16 protein-coding genes are annotated in these 18,750 nt (G+C 66.6%); 3 read left to right on the top strand and 13 right to left on the bottom strand.

The features are described from left to right. Position 1 precedes the first annotated feature (1 nt). The 13 genes from lpxA to rpsB all read right to left on the bottom strand — a co-directional run bounded on the left by lpxA (position 2) and on the right by rpsB (position 13,091). A complete protein-coding gene (lpxA, locus tag LGN10_RS23050) occupies positions 2-790 on the bottom strand; it encodes an acyl-ACP--UDP-N-acetylglucosamine O-acyltransferase (protein ID WP_059573703.1) in 789 nt (262 codons plus the stop codon). 67 nt (positions 791-857) lie between these two features. Next, complete coding sequence (gene fabZ, locus LGN10_RS23045; RefSeq protein ID WP_006495559.1) at positions 858-1,325, bottom strand: 3-hydroxyacyl-ACP dehydratase FabZ; 468 nt, start codon at positions 1,323-1,325, stop codon at positions 858-860. Positions 1,326-1,454: 129 nt separating this feature from the next. Beyond that, complete coding sequence (gene lpxD, locus LGN10_RS23040; protein WP_060966269.1) at positions 1,455-2,534, bottom strand: UDP-3-O-(3-hydroxymyristoyl)glucosamine N-acyltransferase; 1,080 nt, start codon at positions 2,532-2,534, stop codon at positions 1,455-1,457. A gap of 16 nt (positions 2,535-2,550) precedes the next feature. Further along, complete coding sequence (locus tag LGN10_RS23035; protein ID WP_048248617.1) at positions 2,551-3,048, bottom strand: OmpH family outer membrane protein; 498 nt, start codon at positions 3,046-3,048, stop codon at positions 2,551-2,553. 64 nt (positions 3,049-3,112) lie between these two features. Next, positions 3,113-5,422, bottom strand: a complete 2,310-nt coding sequence (gene bamA, locus LGN10_RS23030) for an outer membrane protein assembly factor BamA (protein ID WP_059573701.1) — start codon at positions 5,420-5,422, stop codon at positions 3,113-3,115. 61 nt (positions 5,423-5,483) lie between these two features. After that, positions 5,484-6,872: an RIP metalloprotease RseP gene (rseP, locus tag LGN10_RS23025; RefSeq protein ID WP_060316790.1), complete on the bottom strand. Its 1,389-nt coding sequence runs from the start codon at positions 6,870-6,872 to the stop codon at positions 5,484-5,486. Between the two features lie 11 nt (positions 6,873-6,883). Beyond that, on the bottom strand, positions 6,884-8,080 hold the full coding sequence (locus LGN10_RS23020; protein ID WP_226225110.1) for a 1-deoxy-D-xylulose-5-phosphate reductoisomerase: 1,197 nt from the start codon (positions 8,078-8,080) through the stop codon (positions 6,884-6,886). Positions 8,081-8,095: 15 nt separating this feature from the next. Beyond that, complete coding sequence (locus tag LGN10_RS23015; RefSeq protein WP_226225108.1) at positions 8,096-8,917, bottom strand: phosphatidate cytidylyltransferase; 822 nt, start codon at positions 8,915-8,917, stop codon at positions 8,096-8,098. Further along, on the bottom strand, positions 8,911-9,693 hold the full coding sequence (gene uppS / locus LGN10_RS23010) for a polyprenyl diphosphate synthase (protein WP_034201584.1): 783 nt from the start codon (positions 9,691-9,693) through the stop codon (positions 8,911-8,913). The genes LGN10_RS23015 and uppS overlap by 7 nt, the downstream gene beginning before the upstream one ends. A 49-nt stretch (positions 9,694-9,742) precedes the next feature. Further along, a complete protein-coding gene (frr, locus tag LGN10_RS23005; protein WP_006483822.1) occupies positions 9,743-10,303 on the bottom strand; it encodes a ribosome recycling factor in 561 nt (186 codons plus the stop codon). Positions 10,304-10,436: 133 nt separating this feature from the next. Next, positions 10,437-11,150, bottom strand: coding sequence for a UMP kinase (gene pyrH / locus LGN10_RS23000; protein ID WP_006402648.1), 714 nt, complete (start codon positions 11,148-11,150; stop codon positions 10,437-10,439). 156 nt (positions 11,151-11,306) lie between these two features. Next, positions 11,307-12,188 carry a translation elongation factor Ts gene (gene tsf, locus LGN10_RS22995; protein WP_006483826.1) on the bottom strand — a complete coding sequence of 294 codons (882 nt, stop codon included), beginning with the start codon at positions 12,186-12,188 and terminating at the stop codon, positions 11,307-11,309. Between the two features lie 162 nt (positions 12,189-12,350). Then, positions 12,351-13,091 (bottom strand): 30S ribosomal protein S2, encoded by a 741-nt coding sequence (gene rpsB, locus LGN10_RS22990; protein WP_006483818.1) that lies wholly within the window; start codon positions 13,089-13,091, stop codon positions 12,351-12,353. Between the two features lie 377 nt (positions 13,092-13,468). On the opposite strand from rpsB, the gene map reads away from it, so the two are divergent. The 3 genes from map to LGN10_RS22975 are packed head-to-tail and all read left to right on the top strand — an operon-like array spanning position 13,469 to position 18,670. After that, complete coding sequence (gene map, locus LGN10_RS22985) at positions 13,469-14,284, top strand: type I methionyl aminopeptidase (protein ID WP_059573697.1); 816 nt, start codon at positions 13,469-13,471, stop codon at positions 14,282-14,284. Between the two features lie 47 nt (positions 14,285-14,331). Continuing rightward, positions 14,332-16,908, top strand: a complete 2,577-nt coding sequence (locus LGN10_RS22980; protein WP_059645395.1) for a [protein-PII] uridylyltransferase — start codon at positions 14,332-14,334, stop codon at positions 16,906-16,908. 16 nt (positions 16,909-16,924) lie between these two features. Beyond that, entirely contained in the window at positions 16,925-18,670 is a 1,746-nt protein-coding gene (locus tag LGN10_RS22975) for a pseudouridine synthase (RefSeq protein WP_226225106.1), read from the top strand. Positions 18,671-18,750 lie beyond the last annotated feature (80 nt).

The following is an 18,750-nucleotide window of genomic DNA, read 5'->3' as shown; positions in this document are numbered from 1 at the left end:
CTTAGCGGATGATGCCGCGTTGCGACGCGTCGATGAACTCGACGAGCGCCTTCACCGGTGCATCGCCGTCGCCGCCCGCTTCCGCGAGCTCGCGCAGTTGCACCTTCGCTTCCTCGAGCGACAGGCTGTTCTTGTACAGCACGCGATACGCGCTGCGCAGCGCCGAGATCGCGTCGGCCGAGAAGCCGCGCCGGCGCAGCCCTTCGACGTTGATCCCGTGCGGCTCGGCCTTGTTGCCCGCCGCGATCACGAACGGCGGGATGTCCTGCACGAGCGCCGACGCGCCGCCCAGCATCGAATGCGCGCCGATGCGCACGAACTGGTGCACGCCCGACATGCCGCCGATGATCGCGAAGTCGCCGATCTCGACGTGGCCGGCCATCTGCGCGTTGCTCGACAGGATCACGTTGTTGCCGACGCGGCAGTCGTGGCCGATGTGCACGTAGGCCATGATCCAGTTGTCGTCGCCGAGCGTCGTCACGCCGACGTCCTGCACGGTGCCCGTGTGGATCGTCGTGAATTCGCGGATCGTGTTGCGGTTGCCGATCACGAGCTTCGTCGGCTCGTCCTTGTACTTCATGTCCTGCGGACGCCCGCCGACCGACGCGTAATGGCCGATGCGGTTGTCCTCGCCGAGCGTCGTATGGCCTTCGATCACGCTGTGCGAGCCGATCGTCGTGCGCGCGCCGATCGTGACGTGCGGGCCGACGATCGCGTACGGGCCGATCTCGACCGATTCGTCGATCTGCGCGCCCGGCTCGACGATCGCGGTAGGATGAATCCTGGTCATGCGCCGTTGCCTCTCGATATCATGTGTCGCGTTGCTCGCGTTATGTTGCCCATGCGTGCCGCGTCGCTCAGGGCGCCGCGTCGGCCGTCTTGACCGTGCACATCAGCTCGGCTTCCGCCGCGACCTTGCCGTCGACTTCCGCCACCGCCTTGAACTTCCAGATGCCGCGAATGTAGCGTTCGAACGTCACGTTCAGGATCAGCTGGTCGCCCGGTTCGACCACGCGCTTGAAGCGCGCACCGTCGATCCCGACGAAGTAGTACAGCGTGTTCTCCGGATCCTTCGGCTGCTCTTCCGCGAACGTCAGCAGCGCCGCGGCCTGTGCGAGCGCCTCGAGGATCAGCACGCCCGGCATCACCGGCCGCTTCGGGAAATGCCCTTGGAAGAACGGCTCGTTGATCGACACGTTCTTCAGCGCTTTGATCCCTTTGTGCGGTTCGAGTTCGAGCACGCGGTCGACGAGCAGAATCGGGTAGCGATGCGGCAGCAGCGTGAGGATCTTGTGGATGTCGAGATTGATTTTTTCAGTGCTCATGATGGTTCGTCTCACGCAGAGGCTGCGCGGTGGTGATGCAAAGGCTGAAGCGGGCCGCCGCGCGGCCCAGTCTGGCAAACCGGGCCGGTTGCGCTGGCCGTGCCCGGTTCGTGATCTCGCATGATGGGCTCAGGCGTGGGTGCCGCCCTGGGCGGCGAGCGCGGCTTCGAGCGCCTTGATGCGCTCGCGCAGCTTGTCGAGGTTGCGCACGAGCGCGGCGCTCTTGTTCCACTCGCCGTGGTCGACGGCCGGGAACGCGCTGGTATAGATGCCGGCCTTCGGCAGCGACTTCGATACGCCCGACTTCGCGGTGATGATGACATAGTCGCCGAGCGTCACGTGGCCGGCGATCCCGGCCGCGCCGCCGATCATGCAATGGCGGCCGATCGTCGTGCTGCCCGCGATGCCGGCGCTGCCGGCGATCACCGTGTACGCGCCGATCCGGCAGTTGTGGCCGATCTGGACCTGGTTGTCGATCTTCACGCATTCCTCGATGACGGTATCCGCCATCGCACCGCGGTCGATCGTCGTGTTCGCGCCGATCTCGACGTCCGGGCCGATCGTCACGCCGCCGACCTGCGGAATCTTGACCCAGCTGCCGGTGCGCGCGTCGCCGTCGCCGACGAAATCCGGCGCGAAGCCGAAGCCGTCGGAACCGATCACGGCGCCCGCATGGACGATCGCGCGCGGGCCGATCTTGCAGCCGTGGTACACCGATGCGTTCGGATAGAAGTGCGAGCCGGCGCCGATCGTCGTGCCGCGGCCGACGAATACGTTCGCGTCGAGCTGCACGCCGTCTTCGATCACCGCGCCGGCCTCGACCGTCACGTGCGGGCCGATCACCGCGGTCGCGGCGACCTTCGCGGCCGGATCGATCGTCGCGCTCGGATGCACGCCGGCCGCGCGCGGCGGCGTGGCGAGATCGATGAACATCTGCGCGACGCGCGCGAAGTACGCGTACGGATTCGGCGTCACGATGAAGTTGCGACCCTTCGCGGCCGCGCCCAGCTTTTCCAGATCCTTCGGCGCGATCAGCACCGCGCCGGCGCGGGTCGTCTCGACCTGCGACAGGTACTTCGGGTTCGCGAGGAACGCGAGCTGCTGAGGGCCTGCCTGGTCGAGCGGCGCGAGGCCGCCGACCGTGCACTGTGCGTCGCCGGCGATCTCGCCGCCGAACCGCTTTACGAGTGCCTCGAGCGTCAATGCCATTCGTCGTCTGCTCCGTTCAGTTCGTCGAGCCGGACGCGAGCGCCTTGAGCACCTTGTCGGTGATGTCGATGCGCGGGCTGACGTACACGGCTTCCTGCACGATCAGGTCGTAATTCTGCTGCTCGGCGATCTGCTTGATGACCTTGTTCGCCCTTTCCAGCACAGCCGCCAGCTCTTCGTTGCGCCGCTGGTTCAGGTCTTCGCGGAACTCGCGCTGCTTGCGCTGGAAGTCGGTGTCGAGCTGCGCGAGATCGCGCTGCTTCTGCGCGCGATCGGCCGCCGACAGCGACGTGCCGTTCTTGTCGAGCGAATCGGACATCGACTTCAGACGGGCCGCCAGGTCCTGCAGATCCTTGTCACGCTTCGCGAACTCGGCTTCGAGCTTCGTCTGCGCCGCCTTCGCGGGCGCCGACTCGCGCAGGATCCGATCCGAATTGACCGCCGCGATGCGGGCGACGTCCTGTGCGTGCACCGTTGCCGCGCCCAGGGCCAGCGCAACGGTCAGCGCGCACATCACTCGTTTCGAAAACTTACCGGTTAGCAAAATTACCCTCTCGTTGCTGTTGTCATGCGTTCGGTCAGAACGCCGTCCCGATCTGGAACTGGAATTTCTGGTACTGGTCGCCTTCGTGCTTCTGCAGCGGGAAGCCGAGGCTCAGCTTCAGCGGGCCGATCGGCGAGATCCACGCGAGACCCACACCGTAGCCGTAGCGCAGGCCGTTGGCGCCCGTACTCGTGCCGCCCGGCGCGTTGCCCCACACGTTACCGCCGTCGAGGAACGTGAACACGCGCAGCGTGCGGTCGTAGCCGGTGCCCGGCAGCGGGAACGTCAGCTCGATGTTGCCGACCAGCATCTTCGAACCGCCGATCGGGTCGTTCGTCTTCGTGTCGCGCGGGCCCAGCGAGCTCGGCTCGTAGCCCCGCACGGAGCCGATACCGCCCGCGTAGTAGTTCTTGAAGATCGGGTACGGGTTGCCGATACCGTTACCGTAGCCGCCTTGCAGGTTCAGGCCCAGGATGAAGCCGCGCGAGAACGAATAGTAGTACTGCGCCTGCAGGTCGGCCTTGTAGTACTGGATCTTGCCGACCGGCACGCCGTACTCCATGTTCGCCTGCGTGAAGTAGCCGCGGCTCGGAATCAGCGCGCTGTCACGCGCGTCGCGCGACCATGCCACCGTCAGCGGCACCGTGTTCGACACGCGGCCGAACTCGTTCACGTAATCCTGGTAGCTCTGCGGCGTGTTCGAATCGACGTCGAGACGGTTCTGTTCGAAGCCCGCGCCGAAGTAGACGGTGTCGACTTCCGAGAACGGAATGCCGAACTTCAGGTTGCCGCCCGCGCTGATGATCCGGAAGCTCGAGCTCGTCGAATAATAGAGCGGCTGGTACGTGCGGTAGTAGACGTCGGTGATCCGCTTGATGCCGTCGACCGTGAAGTACGGATCGACCTGCGTGACGGTCAGCGTGCGGTAGCTCTTCGCGGTGTTGACGTTCACCGACAGGCTCGTGCCCGAGCCGAACACGTTGTCCTGCGACACGCCGGCCGACAGCACGACCTTGTCCGTCGACGAGAAGCCGGCGCCCAGCGTGATCGCGCCGGTCGGTTTTTCGTCGACCTTCACGTTCACGTCGACCTGATCGTTCGTGCCTTCGACCGGCACCGTCGTCACGTCGACGTTGGTGAAGTAGCCGAGGCGGTTCACGCGGTCCTTCGACAGCGCGAGGCGGTTCGAGTCGAACCACGAGCTTTCGAGCTGGCGCATTTCGCGGCGCACCACTTCGTCGCGCGTACGCGTGTTGCCGACCACGTTGATGCGGCGCACGTACACGCGGCGGCTCGGATCGACGACGAGGTTCAGGTTCACCTTGTGGTTCGCCTGGTCGATGTCCGGCTGCGCGTTGACGGTCGCGAATGCGTAGCCGTATTCGCCGAGCTTGTCGACGATCGACTTGGTGGTCTGCTGCAGCTTTTCGGCCGAGAAGCGGTCGCCCGGCTTGATCTTGATCAGCTTGTTGAGTTCGGCCTCGCGATCGAGCAGGTTGCCCGACAGCTTGATGCCCGACACCGTGTACGGTTCGCCTTCGTGCAGCGTGACCGTCAGGTACATGTCCTTCTTGTCCGGCGAGATCGATACCTGGGTCGACTCGATGTTGAACTCGAGGTAGCCGCGGTTCAGGTAGTACGAGCGCACGGCCTCGAGGTCGCCCGTGAGCTTTTCCTTCGAGTACAGGTCGTTCTTCGTGTACCAGGAGAACCAGTTCGGCGTCGACAGCTGCATCTCGTCGCGCAGCGTGCTCGTGCTGAACGCCTTGTTGCCGATGAAGTTGATCTGGCGGATCTTCGCGCTCGGGCCTTCGGCCACCGCGAACAGGATCGACACGCGGTTCGCGTCGACCGGCGTGATCGTCGTCTTGACTTCGGCCGCATAGAAGCCGCGCGTCAGGTACTGGCGCTTGAGCTCCTGCTCCGCCTTGTCGACGAGCGCCTTGTCGTAGTAGCGGCCGTCGGCGAGGCCGACCGCACGCAGCGCCTTCGTCAGGTTGTCCTTGTCGAATTCCTTCGTGCCGGTGAAGTCGATCGACGCGATGGCCGGCCGCTCCTGCACCTGCACGATCACGACGTTGCCCTGCGTGGCGACGCGCACGTCGTTGAAAAAGCCCGTCGCGTACAACGCGCGGATTGCTTCGGATGCCTTGTCGTCCGTGAAGGTATCGCCCTGCTTGATCGGCAGATAGGCGAACACCGAACCCGCTTCGACGCGCTGCAGCCCCTCGATCTTGATGTCTTGCACCACGAACGGTGCCGCTGCATGCGCCGCGAGGCCGTGCGCGGCGAGCGCGGCCGCTGCAACTGTCTTAGGTACAAAGCGATGAGGTTTGAACAACATGCATCCCCAATATTTAGCTGCATCAAATCGGGCGGCTGGCCAGCGGCCGCCGCCTGACGCTTCAGAAATGGATTAACCGAGCCAGATCGTTGAACAGCGCGATCGCCGACAACGCGACGATGCAGATCAACCCGGCTCTTTGCAGAATCAGCTGCCAGCGTTCCGAGACGGCTTTCCCGGTCGCGGCTTCAACCGCATAATATAACAGATGCCCCCCGTCCAAAACGGGAATCGGCAACAAGTTCAGGACGCCAAGGCTAATGCTGACAAGGGCGAGGAACGACAGGAACGCCGACGGACCGAGCCGTGCGCTCTTGCCTGCGTAGTCGGCGATCGTCACCGGGCCCGACAGGTTCTTCAACGACGCGTTGCCCGTGATCATCCGCCCGAACATCTTCAGCGAATACACGGAAATGTCCCACGTGCGGTGCGCGCCGAGCCGCAGGCTCTCGATCGGCCCGTAGCGCACGTCCACCGACGGTGCGTGCATCGACAGCGCCGCGCCGATGCGGCCGACCTGCTGCCCCGATTCGTCGTCGCGCTGCATCTGCGGCACGATCGACACCGTCCGCGCGGCGCCGTTGCGTTCGATCTGCAGCGCGAGCGGCTGGCCCGCATGGTGCTTCACCGTATCGATGAAACGCGACGCGCCGCCGATCGGCTTGCCGTCGAGCGCGACCAGCTTGTCGCCGGCCTTCAGGCCCGCCTGCTCCGCCGCACTGCCCGGCTGCACCGACGCGACCGACAACGTGCCGCCGCCGGCCTCGAAGCCGAGATGGGCCATGAAGTCGTCGTCGAGCTGGCTGTCGGGCACGTTGCGCAGGTCGACGCGGAAATCGAACGTCGCATTGCCGTCCCGCGCGCCGAGCACGACCTCGCGATGGTCGAGCGCGGCCGACAGCAGCTTCCAGCGCAGGTCCGACCACGATCGCACCGGCTCCGACTCGCCGCCCTGCGCGTCGCTCACGCGCACGTCGCGGATCGACACGACCGTCTCGCTGCCGTCGAAGCCCGCGCGAGCCGCCACCGTGCCGGCGGCCGGCGGCGCGACGATCGCGGTCGGCTCGGTCACGCCGGTGGCGAATATGGCGGAGAACAGCACGATTGCCAGCAGGAAGTTCGCAATCGGTCCGGCCGCGACGATCGCGATGCGCTTGTAGACCGACTGGCGGTTGAATGCCTGCCCGAGTTCCTCGGGCGGAATGCCGCCCGGGCCTGGATCGCGCTCGTCGAGCATCTTCACGTAGCCGCCGAGCGGCAGCGCGGACAGCGTCCACTCGGTGCCCGTCCTGCGGCTGACCCAGCGCGCGACGGGCTGGCCGAAGCCGATCGAGAAACGCAGCACCTTCACGCCGCACCAGCGCGCGACGCGATAGTGTCCATACTCATGCACGACGACCAGCACCCCGATCGCCACCGCAAACGCGACCAGTTCGACCAGTACGTTCATGAGCACTCCATTCAGACCGCACGCTCCACGCGTGGCGCAGGCGCTTTCGCAATGATCGCGGCGGCGAGGCGGCGAGCCTCGGCATCCGCCGCGAGGACGTCGTCGAGCCCGTCGGGCGCGCGGTTCGGCAGCGTGTTGAGCACGGCGTCGACCGTCGCCGCGATCGCCATGAAGCCGATCCGGCGCTCGAGAAATGCTTCGACCGCCACTTCGTTCGCCGCGTTCAATGCGGCGCTCGCGATACCGCCTTCCTCGAGCGCCTTCAGCGCGAGCGCGAGGCACGGGAAGCGCGCGTAGTCGGGCTTCTCGAACGACAACTGGGCGATCTGCGCGAGGTCGAGCTGATCGACGCCCGCGTCGACGCGCTCGGGAAACGCGAGCGCGTGCGCGATCGGCGTGCGCATGTCGGGGTTGCCGAGCTGCGCGAGCACCGAGCCGTCGCGATACGACACGAGCGAATGGATCACGCTCTGCGGATGGATCAGCGCGTCGATCCGGTCGCCCGGCAGCCCGAAGATCCAGTGCGCCTCGATCACCTCGAGGCCCTTGTTCATCATCGTCGCGGAATCGACCGAGATCTTGCGGCCCATCACCCAGTTCGGGTGCTTGCACGCCTCGTCCGGCGTCACGTCGACGAGCGTGGCCGGCTCGCGCGTGCGGAACGGGCCGCCCGACGCGGTCAGGATGATCTTCGAGATCCCGCCGTGCTCGGCCGCGTCGCGCGGCATGCACTGGAAGATCGCGTTGTGTTCGCTGTCGACCGGCAGCAGGATCGCGCCATGGTCGCGCACGGCGTCCATGAAGATCGCGCCCGACATCACGAGCGCTTCCTTGTTCGCGAGCAGGATCCGCTTGCCGGCGCGTGCGGCCGCCAGGCTCGGCGCAAGGCCGGCCGCGCCGACGATCGCGGCGACCACCGTGTCGCAGCCGTCGCTCTTCGACACGTCGACGAGCGCCTGCGGCCCGTGCAGCACGACCGTCTTGCTGCCCGCCGCGCGCAGTTTCGCGTCGACGTGCGCGGCCGTCGCGGCATCGCCGACCACGGCCACTTCAGGCGCGAAGCGCAGACACTGCTCGACGAGCTTGTCGCCGTTGCGGTGCGCGGTCAGCGCGTAGACCGAGAAGCGCTCGGGATGGCGCGCGACCACGTCGAGCGTGCTGTCTCCGATCGAGCCCGTGGAACCGAGCAATGTCAGGCGTTTTTGCATAACAGAAATAATGGTTTAACCAAGCAGCAGCATCGCGAGCGGCAGCACCGGCAGCAGCGCGTCGACCCGATCGAGCACGCCGCCGTGGCCCGGCAGCAGTCCGCTCGAATCCTTCACGCCCGCCTGCCGCTTCAGCAGCGACTCGAACAGGTCGCCAATCACGCTGTATGCAACCAGCAGCGTCAGTGCGGCCCACGTGCCGGGCATTCCGTAGCGCGCGGCGAGCGCGGAAAACAGGGTCGGTTCGAAAGCGTGTACGGCCATCGCGACACTGGCGACGACCATCACCGCGAACCAGCCGCCGATCGCGCCTTCCCAGCTCTTGCCGGGGCTGATCGTGATGGCCAGTTTACGCTTTCCGAAGGCCTTGCCGGCGAAGTATGCGCCGATATCGGCCAGCCAGACGACCAGAAGCAGCGACAGCACGAACGGCACGCCCTGCGCGCGGGCTGCCACGAGCGCGTGCCAGCAGGCGGCGAACACGACGAGACCGGCGGCCAGCAGGAACGGTCGCCACACGCCGCCCGCGAGTTCGGGCTTGCGCCGCAGCGCGAACGGGCCGACCAGCAGCCAGAACACGCCAGCCGCGATGAAAAGGGGACGGGACGAAGCCGCGTCGACGCCGAGCGGCGCGGTGGCCGCGAGCGCGAGCGCCGCGACGAGCGCATAGACGACCGGCGCGGCGCCGCCGAGCTTCAGCAGGCGCGCCCACTCCCACGCGGCGAACACCAGCACGACGCCGATCAGCGCGCCGAACCCGGCGAGCGGCGCGAACAGCGTCACCGGCAGCAGCACGGCCAGCATCACGATCGCCGTGATCACACGGGTTTTCAGCATGAAAGGGAGTCGGCGTTCTGCGATTGCGGTTCGAGCTGCGCACTCGTGCGCCCGAAACGGCGCTCGCGCTCGGTATACGACGCCATCGCGTCGGCCAGTGCCGCGCCGTCGAAATCCGGCCAGTACTTGTCGGTGAAATAGAATTCGGCGTACGCGAGCTGCCACAGCAGGAAGTTGCTGACGCGCTGCTCGCCGCCCGTGCGGATGAAGAGATCGGGCTCCGGCGCGTAGGCCATCGCCAGGTGCGGCGCGAAAGCGTCCTCGGTCACTTCGATCTCGCGACCTTCGCGCACGGCCTGCTCGACGAGCTTCTTCGTCGCCTGCAGGATGTCCCACCGGCCGCCGTAGTTGGCCGCGATGGTGAGCGTCAGACGGGTATTGCGCGCCGTCTTGGTTTCGGCGCGGCGAATCAGTTCACGGATGCGCGGCTCGAAACGGTCGAGATCGCCGACGACACGCAGGCGGATCCCGTTCGCATGCAGCTTGCCCACCTCGCGCTCGAGCGCGGTGATGAACAGCCGCATCAGGAACGACACTTCGTCGTTCGGCCGGCGCCAGTTTTCCGAACTGAACGCGAACAGCGTCAGGTATTCGACGCCGGCGCGCGCGCAGCCTTCGACCACCGCCCGCACGGCATCGACGCCGCGGGTGTGCCCCGCGACGCGCGGCAAGCGGCGTTCGGTCGCCCAACGGCCATTGCCGTCCATGATGATCGCGATGTGACGCGGCACGACGCCGACGTCAGGCACGCGAACGGTAGAGCTGGTATAGGTCATGGCCGTTGAGACAGTAATGCGGGAAGAAGGCGGCGCGCGAGGACGGTCGTCAGACCGTCATGATCTCGGCTTCCTTGGTCTGCACGAGCTTGTCGACTTCGGCCACGTGCTTGTCGGTCAGCTTCTGCACGTCGTCGCTTGCGCGGCGCTCGTCGTCTTCCGAGATTTCCTTGTCCTTCACGAGCTTCTTGAGCGCTTCGTTCGCGTCGCGGCGCAGGTTGCGGATCGCGACCTTGGCCGTTTCGCCTTCGCTCTTCACGACCTTGGTCAGCTCGCGGCGGCGCTCTTCCGTCAGCGCGGGCATCGGCACGCGGATCAGGTCGCCGGCCGTGGCCGGATTCAGGCCCAGATCGGCTTCGCGGATGGCCTTCTCGACCTTCGCGACCATGTTCTTTTCCCACGGCTGCACGCCGATCGTGCGCGCGTCGACGAGCGTCAGGTTCGCGACCTGCGAGATCGGCACCATCGAGCCGTAGTAGTCGACCTGAACGTGATCGAGCAGACCGGTGTGTGCACGGCCCGTACGGATCTTGGCCAGATCGTTCTTGAACGCTTCGATCGAGCGCTGCATCTTTTGCTCGACGCCCTTCTTGACATCAGCGACACTCATTTCAACCTCCGAACCTTCAAACCTTCAAAGAACGCGAGCGCCGACCGGCGCATGTCGCGCGCCGCGGCCGGCAACCCGCAGCCAGTCGCACATAGCCGGTGGCCCGCCGTCAGTCGCCCGCATCCGCGGGAGTTTACACGTGGACGAGCGTACCTTCGTCCTCGCCCAGCACGATGCGCTTGAGCGCACCCGGCTTGTTGATCGAAAACACGCGAATCGGCAGCTTCTGGTCGCGGCACAGCGCAAACGCCGTCGCGTCCATCACCTGCAGGTTGCGGCTGATCGCCTCGTCGAAGCTGATCGTCGTATAGCGCGTAGCCGACGGATCCTTCTTCGGATCGGCAGAATATACGCCATCGACCTTGGTCGCCTTCAGCACGACTTCGGCGCCCACTTCCGAGCCGCGCAGCGCGGCCGCGGTATCCGTCGTGAAGAACGGGTTGCCGGTGCCGGCCGCAAAGATCACGACACGGCCTTCCTCGAGCTGACGGATCGCGCGGGGCCGGATGTACGGCTCGACGACCTGGTCCATCCGCAGCGCCGACTGCACGCGCGCCTCGATGCCCGCGTGGCGCATCGCGTCCTGCAGCGCCAGCGCGTTCATCATCGTCGCCAGCATCCCCATGTAGTCGGCCGTCGCGCGGTCCATGCCGGCCGCGCCGCCCGCGACGCCGCGGAAAATATTACCGCCACCGATCACGACCGCGAGCTGCGTGCCGAGGCGCACGACTTCTGCGATATCCGCCACCATCCGCTCGATCGTCGCGCGATTGATGCCGAAGGCGTCGTCGCCCATCAGCGCTTCGCCGGAGAGTTTGAGGAGGACGCGTTTATAGGCATTGGACATAGGGGCTTCCGAGCGACGAGAGGATGACAACCACGAACTGTAGGGGCGAAATACTGATTCGGGCAAGCGCCGACGACCGGGCCGGGGTACCCGGCCGGCCGGCGGCGCCGCCGGCCGCGGCGGAGCGGACGCCCGCCGCGGTTACTGCCTGACTGCTTACTGCTGCTTTGCTGCGGCGACTTGCGCGGCCACTTCGGCGGCGAAGTCGTCCTGGCGCTTCTCGATGCCTTCGCCGACGACGAACAGCGCGAACTTCTGCACCGCGGCATTCGCTGCCTTCAGCATCTGCTCGATCGTCTGCTTGTCGTTCTTCACGAACGTCTGGTTCAGCAGCGACACTTCCTTCAGGTACTTCTGGACGCTGCCGTCGACCATCTTCGCGACGATTTCGGCCGGCTTGCCCGATTCCGCGGCCTTCTGCTCGGCCACGCGGCGTTCCGTCTCGATCAGTTCCGCCGGCACGTCGGCCGACGACAGCGCGACCGGCTTCATCGCCGCGATGTGCATCGCGACGTCCTTGCCGACCTGCTCGTCCGCGCCCGTGTACTCGACGATCACGCCGATACGCGCGCCGTGCAGGTACGTGGCGATCTTGTTCGCGGTTTCGAAACGGACGAAACGGCGGATCGACACGTTCTCGCCGATCTTGCCGATCAGCGCCAGACGCACTGCGTCGACGGTCGAGCCGTCGAGCGGCAGCGCCGACAGTGCCGCCACGTCGGCCGGATTTTGCGTCGCGACGAGTTCCGCCACCGTCTTCGAGAACGCGAGGAAGTCGTCGTTCTTCGCGACGAAGTCGGTTTCGCAGTTCAGTTCGACCAGCGCGCCTGCGTTGCCGCCGACGAACGATGCGACGACGCCTTCCGCCGTCACGCGCGACGCGGCCTTGCTCGCCTTGTTGCCGAGCTTGACGCGCAGCAGTTCTTCAGCCTTGGCCAGATCGCCGTCGGCTTCCGTCAGCGCCTTCTTGCACTCCATCATCGGTGCGTCGGTCTTTGCGCGCAGTTCTGCCACCATGCTTGCGGTAATTGCCGCCATCATTCGCTCCTTGAGTCTGTATTCACAACGCCGCCCGCTTGGACGCGAACGGCCGAGATTCGTTTCCGGACCCGCGCCGATTCGACGCGATCAGGTCCGGCGCACAAGCTTAAAAAAAGGGGGCCTGTTGAGAGCCCCCTTTTTGCGCCGGCTCGGGGCCAGTTACGCGTTTTCCTCGACGTACTCGTCGTCGCCGCGTGCAGCCTGGACCACTTCGTTGACCGCGTTCGCACGGCCTTCGAGGATCGCGTCGGCCACGCCTTCCGCGTACAGCGCGACTGCCTTGCTCGAGTCGTCGTTACCCGGGATCACGTAATCCACACCTTCCGGCGAGTGGTTCGTATCGACCACGGCGATGACCGGCACGCCCAGCTTGTTCGCTTCCGTGACGGCGATCTTGTGGTAGCCGACGTCGACGACGAAGATCGCGTCCGGAATGCCGCCCATGTCCTTCACGCCGCCGATCGACTTCTGCAGCTTGGCGATTTCGCGTTCGAACAGCAGCGCTTCCTTCTTGCTCATCTTCTCGAGCTCGCCTGCCTCGACAGCCGCTTCCATGTCCTTCAGGCGCTTGATCGACACCTTCAGCGTCTTGAAGTTGGTCATCATGCCGCCGAGCCAGCGTGCGTTGACGTACGGCATGCCCGCACGCTGCGCTTCCTGGGCGATCGTGTCACGCGACTGGCGCTTCGTGCCGACGAACAGGATCGTGCCGCGGTTCGCTGCCAGCTGGCGCACGTACTTCTGTGCGTCCGTGAACATCGGCAGCGTCTTTTCGAGGTTGATGATGTGAATCTTGTTGCGGTGACCGAAAATGAACGGAGCCATCTTCGGGTTCCAGAAGCGCGTCTGGTGACCGAAGTGGACACCCGCTTCCAGCATTTGGCGCATCGTGACTGCCATGTAAATTCTCCACGAGGGTTGGGTCTTAAGCCGGCTGCCGTACCGCCGCGCGAACCCGCCCGAAGGGCGCGGATACCGCGCGGCCGGCACCCTGGTTGCGCCGGCTTGCGATTCGGCACGTGCAAAACGCCCGTGCCGTAAGCCTTTCATCGTGATGCCGCCCCAAGACGGGGAAAATTCGGCATTTGGATATCGACTTAGCCAGAGAGTATAGCACGCGGAATTGTCCGCTCTCAAGTCGCGCGGCACTTTCGCGTGCCGTGCGGCAGCGGGCCGGACAATCCGCGAAAACCCGCATCCGCGCGGCCGGCAGGGGCTGCGAGGCCCGCCATAAGGTGCGATAATCCGTCAATTCACCGCATTGCAGGCATACCTCGATGGCTATTACGCTCAAAAACGAACACGATATCGCCCAGATGCGCGTCGCCTGCCGTCTCGCGAGCGAAGTGCTCGACTTCATCACGCCGCACGTCGTCGCGGGCGTCACGACCGCCGAACTCGACCGCCTCTGCCACGAGTACATGCTCAACGAGCAAGGCACGATCCCCGCGCCGCTGAACTACCAGCCGCCCGGCTATCCGCCGTACCCGAAGGCCACCTGCATTTCGGTCAACGACGTGATCTGCCACGGCATTCCCGGCGAGAAGGTGCTCAAGAACGGCGATGCGCTGAACATCGACATCACCGTGATCAAGAACGGCTATTTCGGCGACACCAGCCGGATGTTCATCGTCGGCGAGGGGTCGATCCTCGCGAAGCGCCTCGTGCAGACCACCTACGAATGCATGTGGCTCGGCATCGACCAGGTCAAGCCCGGCGCGCACCTCGGCGACATCGGCTACGCGATCCAGAAGCACGCGGAAGCGCAAGGCTACAGCGTCGTGCGCGAATACTGCGGCCACGGCATCGGCACGGTGTTCCACGAGGATCCGCAGGTCGTCCACTACGGCCGCCCGGGCACCGGCGTCGAGCTGAAGGCCGGCATGATCTTCACGATCGAGCCGATGATCAACGCCGGCAAGCGCGACATCCGCACGATGCCCGACCAGTGGACGGTCAAGACGCGCGACCGCAGCCTGTCCGCGCAGTGGGAGCACACGGTGCTCGTCACCGAAACCGGCTACGAAGTGCTGACCGTGTCGGCCGGCACGCCGGCGCGCCCCGTGTTCGCGCAACCGGCCGCCGCCGTCTGAGCGACGTCACGCCAGCCCGCCCCACTTTCGCACCTGAACGGCTGCCCATGAGCGCTCACGCTGCCCCCTCGCCCGAAGCGCTGTCGCGGCGCGCCGAATTCAAGGCCGCCAAGACGGAAATGCTCGAGCGTTTTCGCCGCGCGGCGAACGTCGCGTCGCTGATGCACGCGCTGTCGAAACTCACCGACGACGCGTTGAAGCGCGTGTGGGACGAATGCGGGCTGCCCGCGACGCTCGCGCTCGTCGCCGTCGGCGGCTACGGGCGCGGCGAGCTCGCGCCCTATTCCGACGTCGACATCCTCGTGCTGCTGCCCGATGCGCACGACGCGGCGCTCGACGCGCGCATCGAGCGCTTCATCGGGATGGCGTGGGATCTCGGCCTCGAGATCGGCAGCAGCGTGCGCACGGTCGCGCAGTGCATCGAGGAGGCGTCGCAGGACGTCACGGTGCAGACCTCGCTGCTCGAAGCGCGCCGCATCGTCGGCAGCACCGCGCTGTTCGAGCGCTTCACCGTGCGCTACCACGAAGCGCTCGACGCCCGCGCGTTCTTCACCGCGAAGGTGCTCGAGATGCGCCAGCGCCATGCGAAGTTCCAGGACACGCCGTACAGCCTCGAGCCGAACGTGAAGGAAAGCCCGGGCGGGCTGCGCGACCTGCAGACGATCCTGTGGATCGCGCGCGCGGCCGGCTTCGGCAGCAGCTGGCGCGAACTCGACACGCGCGGGCTCATCACCGACCGCGAAGCACGCGAGCTGCGTCGCAACGAAGGCTTCCTGAAGACGCTGCGCGCGCGGCTGCACGTGATCGCCGGGCGCCGCCAGGACATGCTCGTGTTCGACCTGCAGACGCAGGCCGCCGAGAGCTTCGGCTACCAGCCGACGCAGGCCAAGCGCGCGAGCGAGCAACTGATGCGCCGCTACTACTGGGCCGCGAAGGCCGTCACGCAGCTCGCGACGATCCTGATCCAGAACATCGAGGCGCAGCTGTTCCCCGCGACGAGCGGCATCACGCGCGTGCTGTCGGCCGATCGCTTCGTCGAGAAACAGGGCATGCTCGAGATCGTCGACGACGGCGTGTTCGAGCGCCATCCCGACGCAATCCTCGAAGCGTTCCTGCTGTACGAGACGACGCGCGGCGTGAAAGGCCTGTCCGCCCGCACGCTGCGGGCGCTGTACAACTCGCGCGAAATCATGAACAACGCGTGGCGCCGCGATCCGCAGAACCGCCGCACGTTCATGCAGATCCTGCAGCAGCCCGAAGGCATCACGCATGCGTTCCGGCTGATGAACCAGACGAGCGTGCTCGGCCGCTACCTGCTGAACTTCCGCCGCATCGTCGGCCAGATGCAGCACGACCTGTACCACGTGTACACGGTCGATCAGCACATCCTGATGGTGCTGCGCAACATCCGCCGCTTCGCGGTGGCCGAGCATGCGCACGAATACCCGTTCTGCAGCCAGCTGATCGGCAACTTCGAGCGCCCGTGGGTGCTGTACGTCGCGGCGCTGTTCCACGACATCGCGAAGGGCCGCGGCGGCGATCACTCGACGCTCGGGATGGCCGACGCGCGGCGCTTCTGCCGCGAGCACGGGATCGACGGCGACGACGCGGCGCTGATCGTGTGGCTCGTCCAGCATCACCTGACGATGAGCCAGGTCGCGCAGAAGCAGGACACGAGCGACCCCGAGGTCATCAAGCGCTTCGCCGAAGTCGTCGGCAACGAACGCTACCTCACCGCGCTCTACCTGCTGACCGTCGCCGATATCCGCGGCACGAGCCCGAAGGTATGGAACACATGGAAGGGCAAGCTGCTCGAGGATCTGTACCGCATCACGCTCGCGGTGCTCGGCGGCGCGAACCCCGACGCGCATTCGGAGCTGAAGTCGCGGCAGGAGCAGGCGCTCGCGCTGCTGCGCCTGGAAACCGTGCCCGACGACGCGCACCGCGCATTGTGGGATCAGCTCGACGTCGGCTTCTTCCTGCGTCACGACGCGGCCGACATCGCGTGGCAGACGCGCGTGCTGTACCGGCACGTGAACGCCGAAACCGCGATCGTCCGCGCGCGGCCGTCGCCGATCGGCGACGCGCTGCAGGTGCTCGTGTACGTGAAGGACCGCCCCGACCTGTTCGCGGGCATCTGCGCGTATTTCGACCGCAACGGGCTGTCGGTGCTCGACGCGCGCGTCAGCACGACGCGGCACGGCTATGCGCTCGACAACTTCATCGTCACGCAGACCGAACGCGACGTGCGCTACCGCGACATCGCGAATCTCGTCGAGCAGCAGCTCGCGGCGCGGCTGGCCGAAACCGCATCGCTGCCGGAGCCGTCGAAGGGCCGCCTGTCGCGGCTGTCCCGGACGTTTCCGATCACGCCGCGCGTCGACCTGCGGGCCGACGAGCGTGGTCAGTACTACATCCTGTCCGTGTCGGCCAACGACCGGCCGGGCCTTCTCTATTCGATCGCGCGCGTACTCGCCGAACATCGGATCGGCGTCCATGCGGCGCGGATCAATACGCTCGGCGAGCGCGTCGAAGACATCTTCCTGCTCGCGGGTGCCGGCCTGTCCGACAACCGCCTGCAGATCCAGCTCGAAACCGAATTGCTGCGTGCGATCGCAGTCTGAATGAATCCCAGCGTTTATGCGCACCAAATTAACCGTCAAGAATCCGAAGCCGGCGTCGCCGACTCGCGCCCCCGTCCGCTCCGGCAGCCTCGTCGCCCGCAAGGCGGTACGCCCCGCCGCGCCGCCCGCGGCGGACAAGCCGGCCCGCCCGAAGAAGGCGCCCGCGGCGGCCGCCACCGGCGAGCGCTCGTTCAAGCCGCGCGGCGCCGCCGGCGCCGAACGTCCGGGCGCGGATCGCGCACCGGCGAAGCGCGCGCCGCGTGACGGTGGCGCCGAGCGCGGCACGCGCGCGCCGTATCGCGACAATGCGGCCGGCGAAGGTGCGAAGCGCGGCTTCGGCGAGCGTCGCACGTCGTCGGATCGCCCGCCGCGTCGCAACGATGACGATGCGCGGCCGCGCCGCGCCGGTGGCGACGAAGGCAAGCGTCCGTCCTACCGTGACAACGCATCCGCTGAAGGCGCGAAGCGCGGCTTCGGCGAGCGTCGCACGTCGTCGGATCGCCCGCCGCGTCGCGATGACGACGCACGTCCGCGTCGCGCGGGTGGCGACGAAGGCAAGCGCCCGTCCTATCGCGACAACGCATCCGGCGAAGGCGCGAAGCGCAGCTTCGGCGAGCGTCGCACGTCTTCCGACCGCCCTCCCCGCCGTGATGACGACGCCCGTCCGCGTCGCGCAGCAAGCGGTGACGACAGCAAGCGCCCGTCCTATCGCGACAAGGCCGCCGGCGAAGGTGCGAAACGCAGCTATGGCGACCGCAATACGTCATCGGATCGCCCGCCGCGCCGCAGCGACGACGATACGCGTCCGCGCCGTGCAGCGGGCGGTGACGACAGCAAACGCCCGTCCTACCGCGACAAGGCCGCCGGCGAAGGCGCGAAGCGCAGCTTCGGCGATCGCCCGGCCCGCCCCGCGCGCGACGGCGAGCGCCGTTCGTTCGGCGCGGTGAAGACCGCGCAACCCGTCAAGCGCGTGGCGGCGGCCGATGTCGCCTACGGCGACGAAACGGGCCTGATGCGCCTGTCGAAGCGGATGTCCGAGCTCGGCATGTGCTCGCGCCGCGAAGCCGACGAATGGATCGAAAAGGGCTGGGTGCTCGTCGACGGCGAACGCATCGACACGCTCGGCACCAAGGTGCGCGCCGATCAGAAGATCGAGATCGACGAGCGAGCGAGCGCCGCGCAGGCCGCGCAGGTAACGATCCTGCTGCACAAGCCGGTCGGCTACGTGTCGGGCCAGGCGGAAGACGGCTACGAGCCGGCGTCCGTGCTGATCACGCGCGCGAACCGCTGGAGCGGCGATCATTCGCCGCTGCGCTTCTCGCCGCAGCATCTGCATGCGCTTGCGCCGGCCGGCCGTCTCGACATCGACTCCACCGGCCTGCTCGTGCTGACGCAGAACGGCGTGATCGCGAAGCAGCTGATCGGCGAACAGTCGGACATCGACAAGGAATACCTGGTGCGCGTGCGCTTCGGCGAGCGACTGATCGACATCGACCAGCACTTCCCGGCGGAATCGCTCGCGAAGCTGCGCCACGGCCTCGAGCTCGATGGCGTTCCGCTGAAGCCGGCGATGGTGAGCTGGCAAAACGGCGAACAGTTGCGCTTCGTGCTGCGCGAAGGCAAGAAGCGCCAGATCCGCCGCATGTGCGAACTGGTCGGCCTCGACGTGATCGGCCTGAAGCGCGTGCGGATGGGCCGCGTGATGCTCGGCGCGCTGCCGCAGGGCCAATGGCGCTACCTGTCGGCCGACGAGACGTTCTGACCTCGGGCACGCGCGACGTGCGCCCCGCCATGACGAAGCCCGCTTGCGCGGGCTTTTTCTTTTCCGCGCAAAGCGCGGAC

Origin of the sequence: Burkholderia sp. AU32262, assembly GCF_020419985.1 — a bacterium.
GTDB lineage: Bacteria > Pseudomonadota > Gammaproteobacteria > Burkholderiales > Burkholderiaceae > Burkholderia > Burkholderia semiarida.
This window is presented reverse-complemented; position numbering and strand designations above follow the sequence as displayed.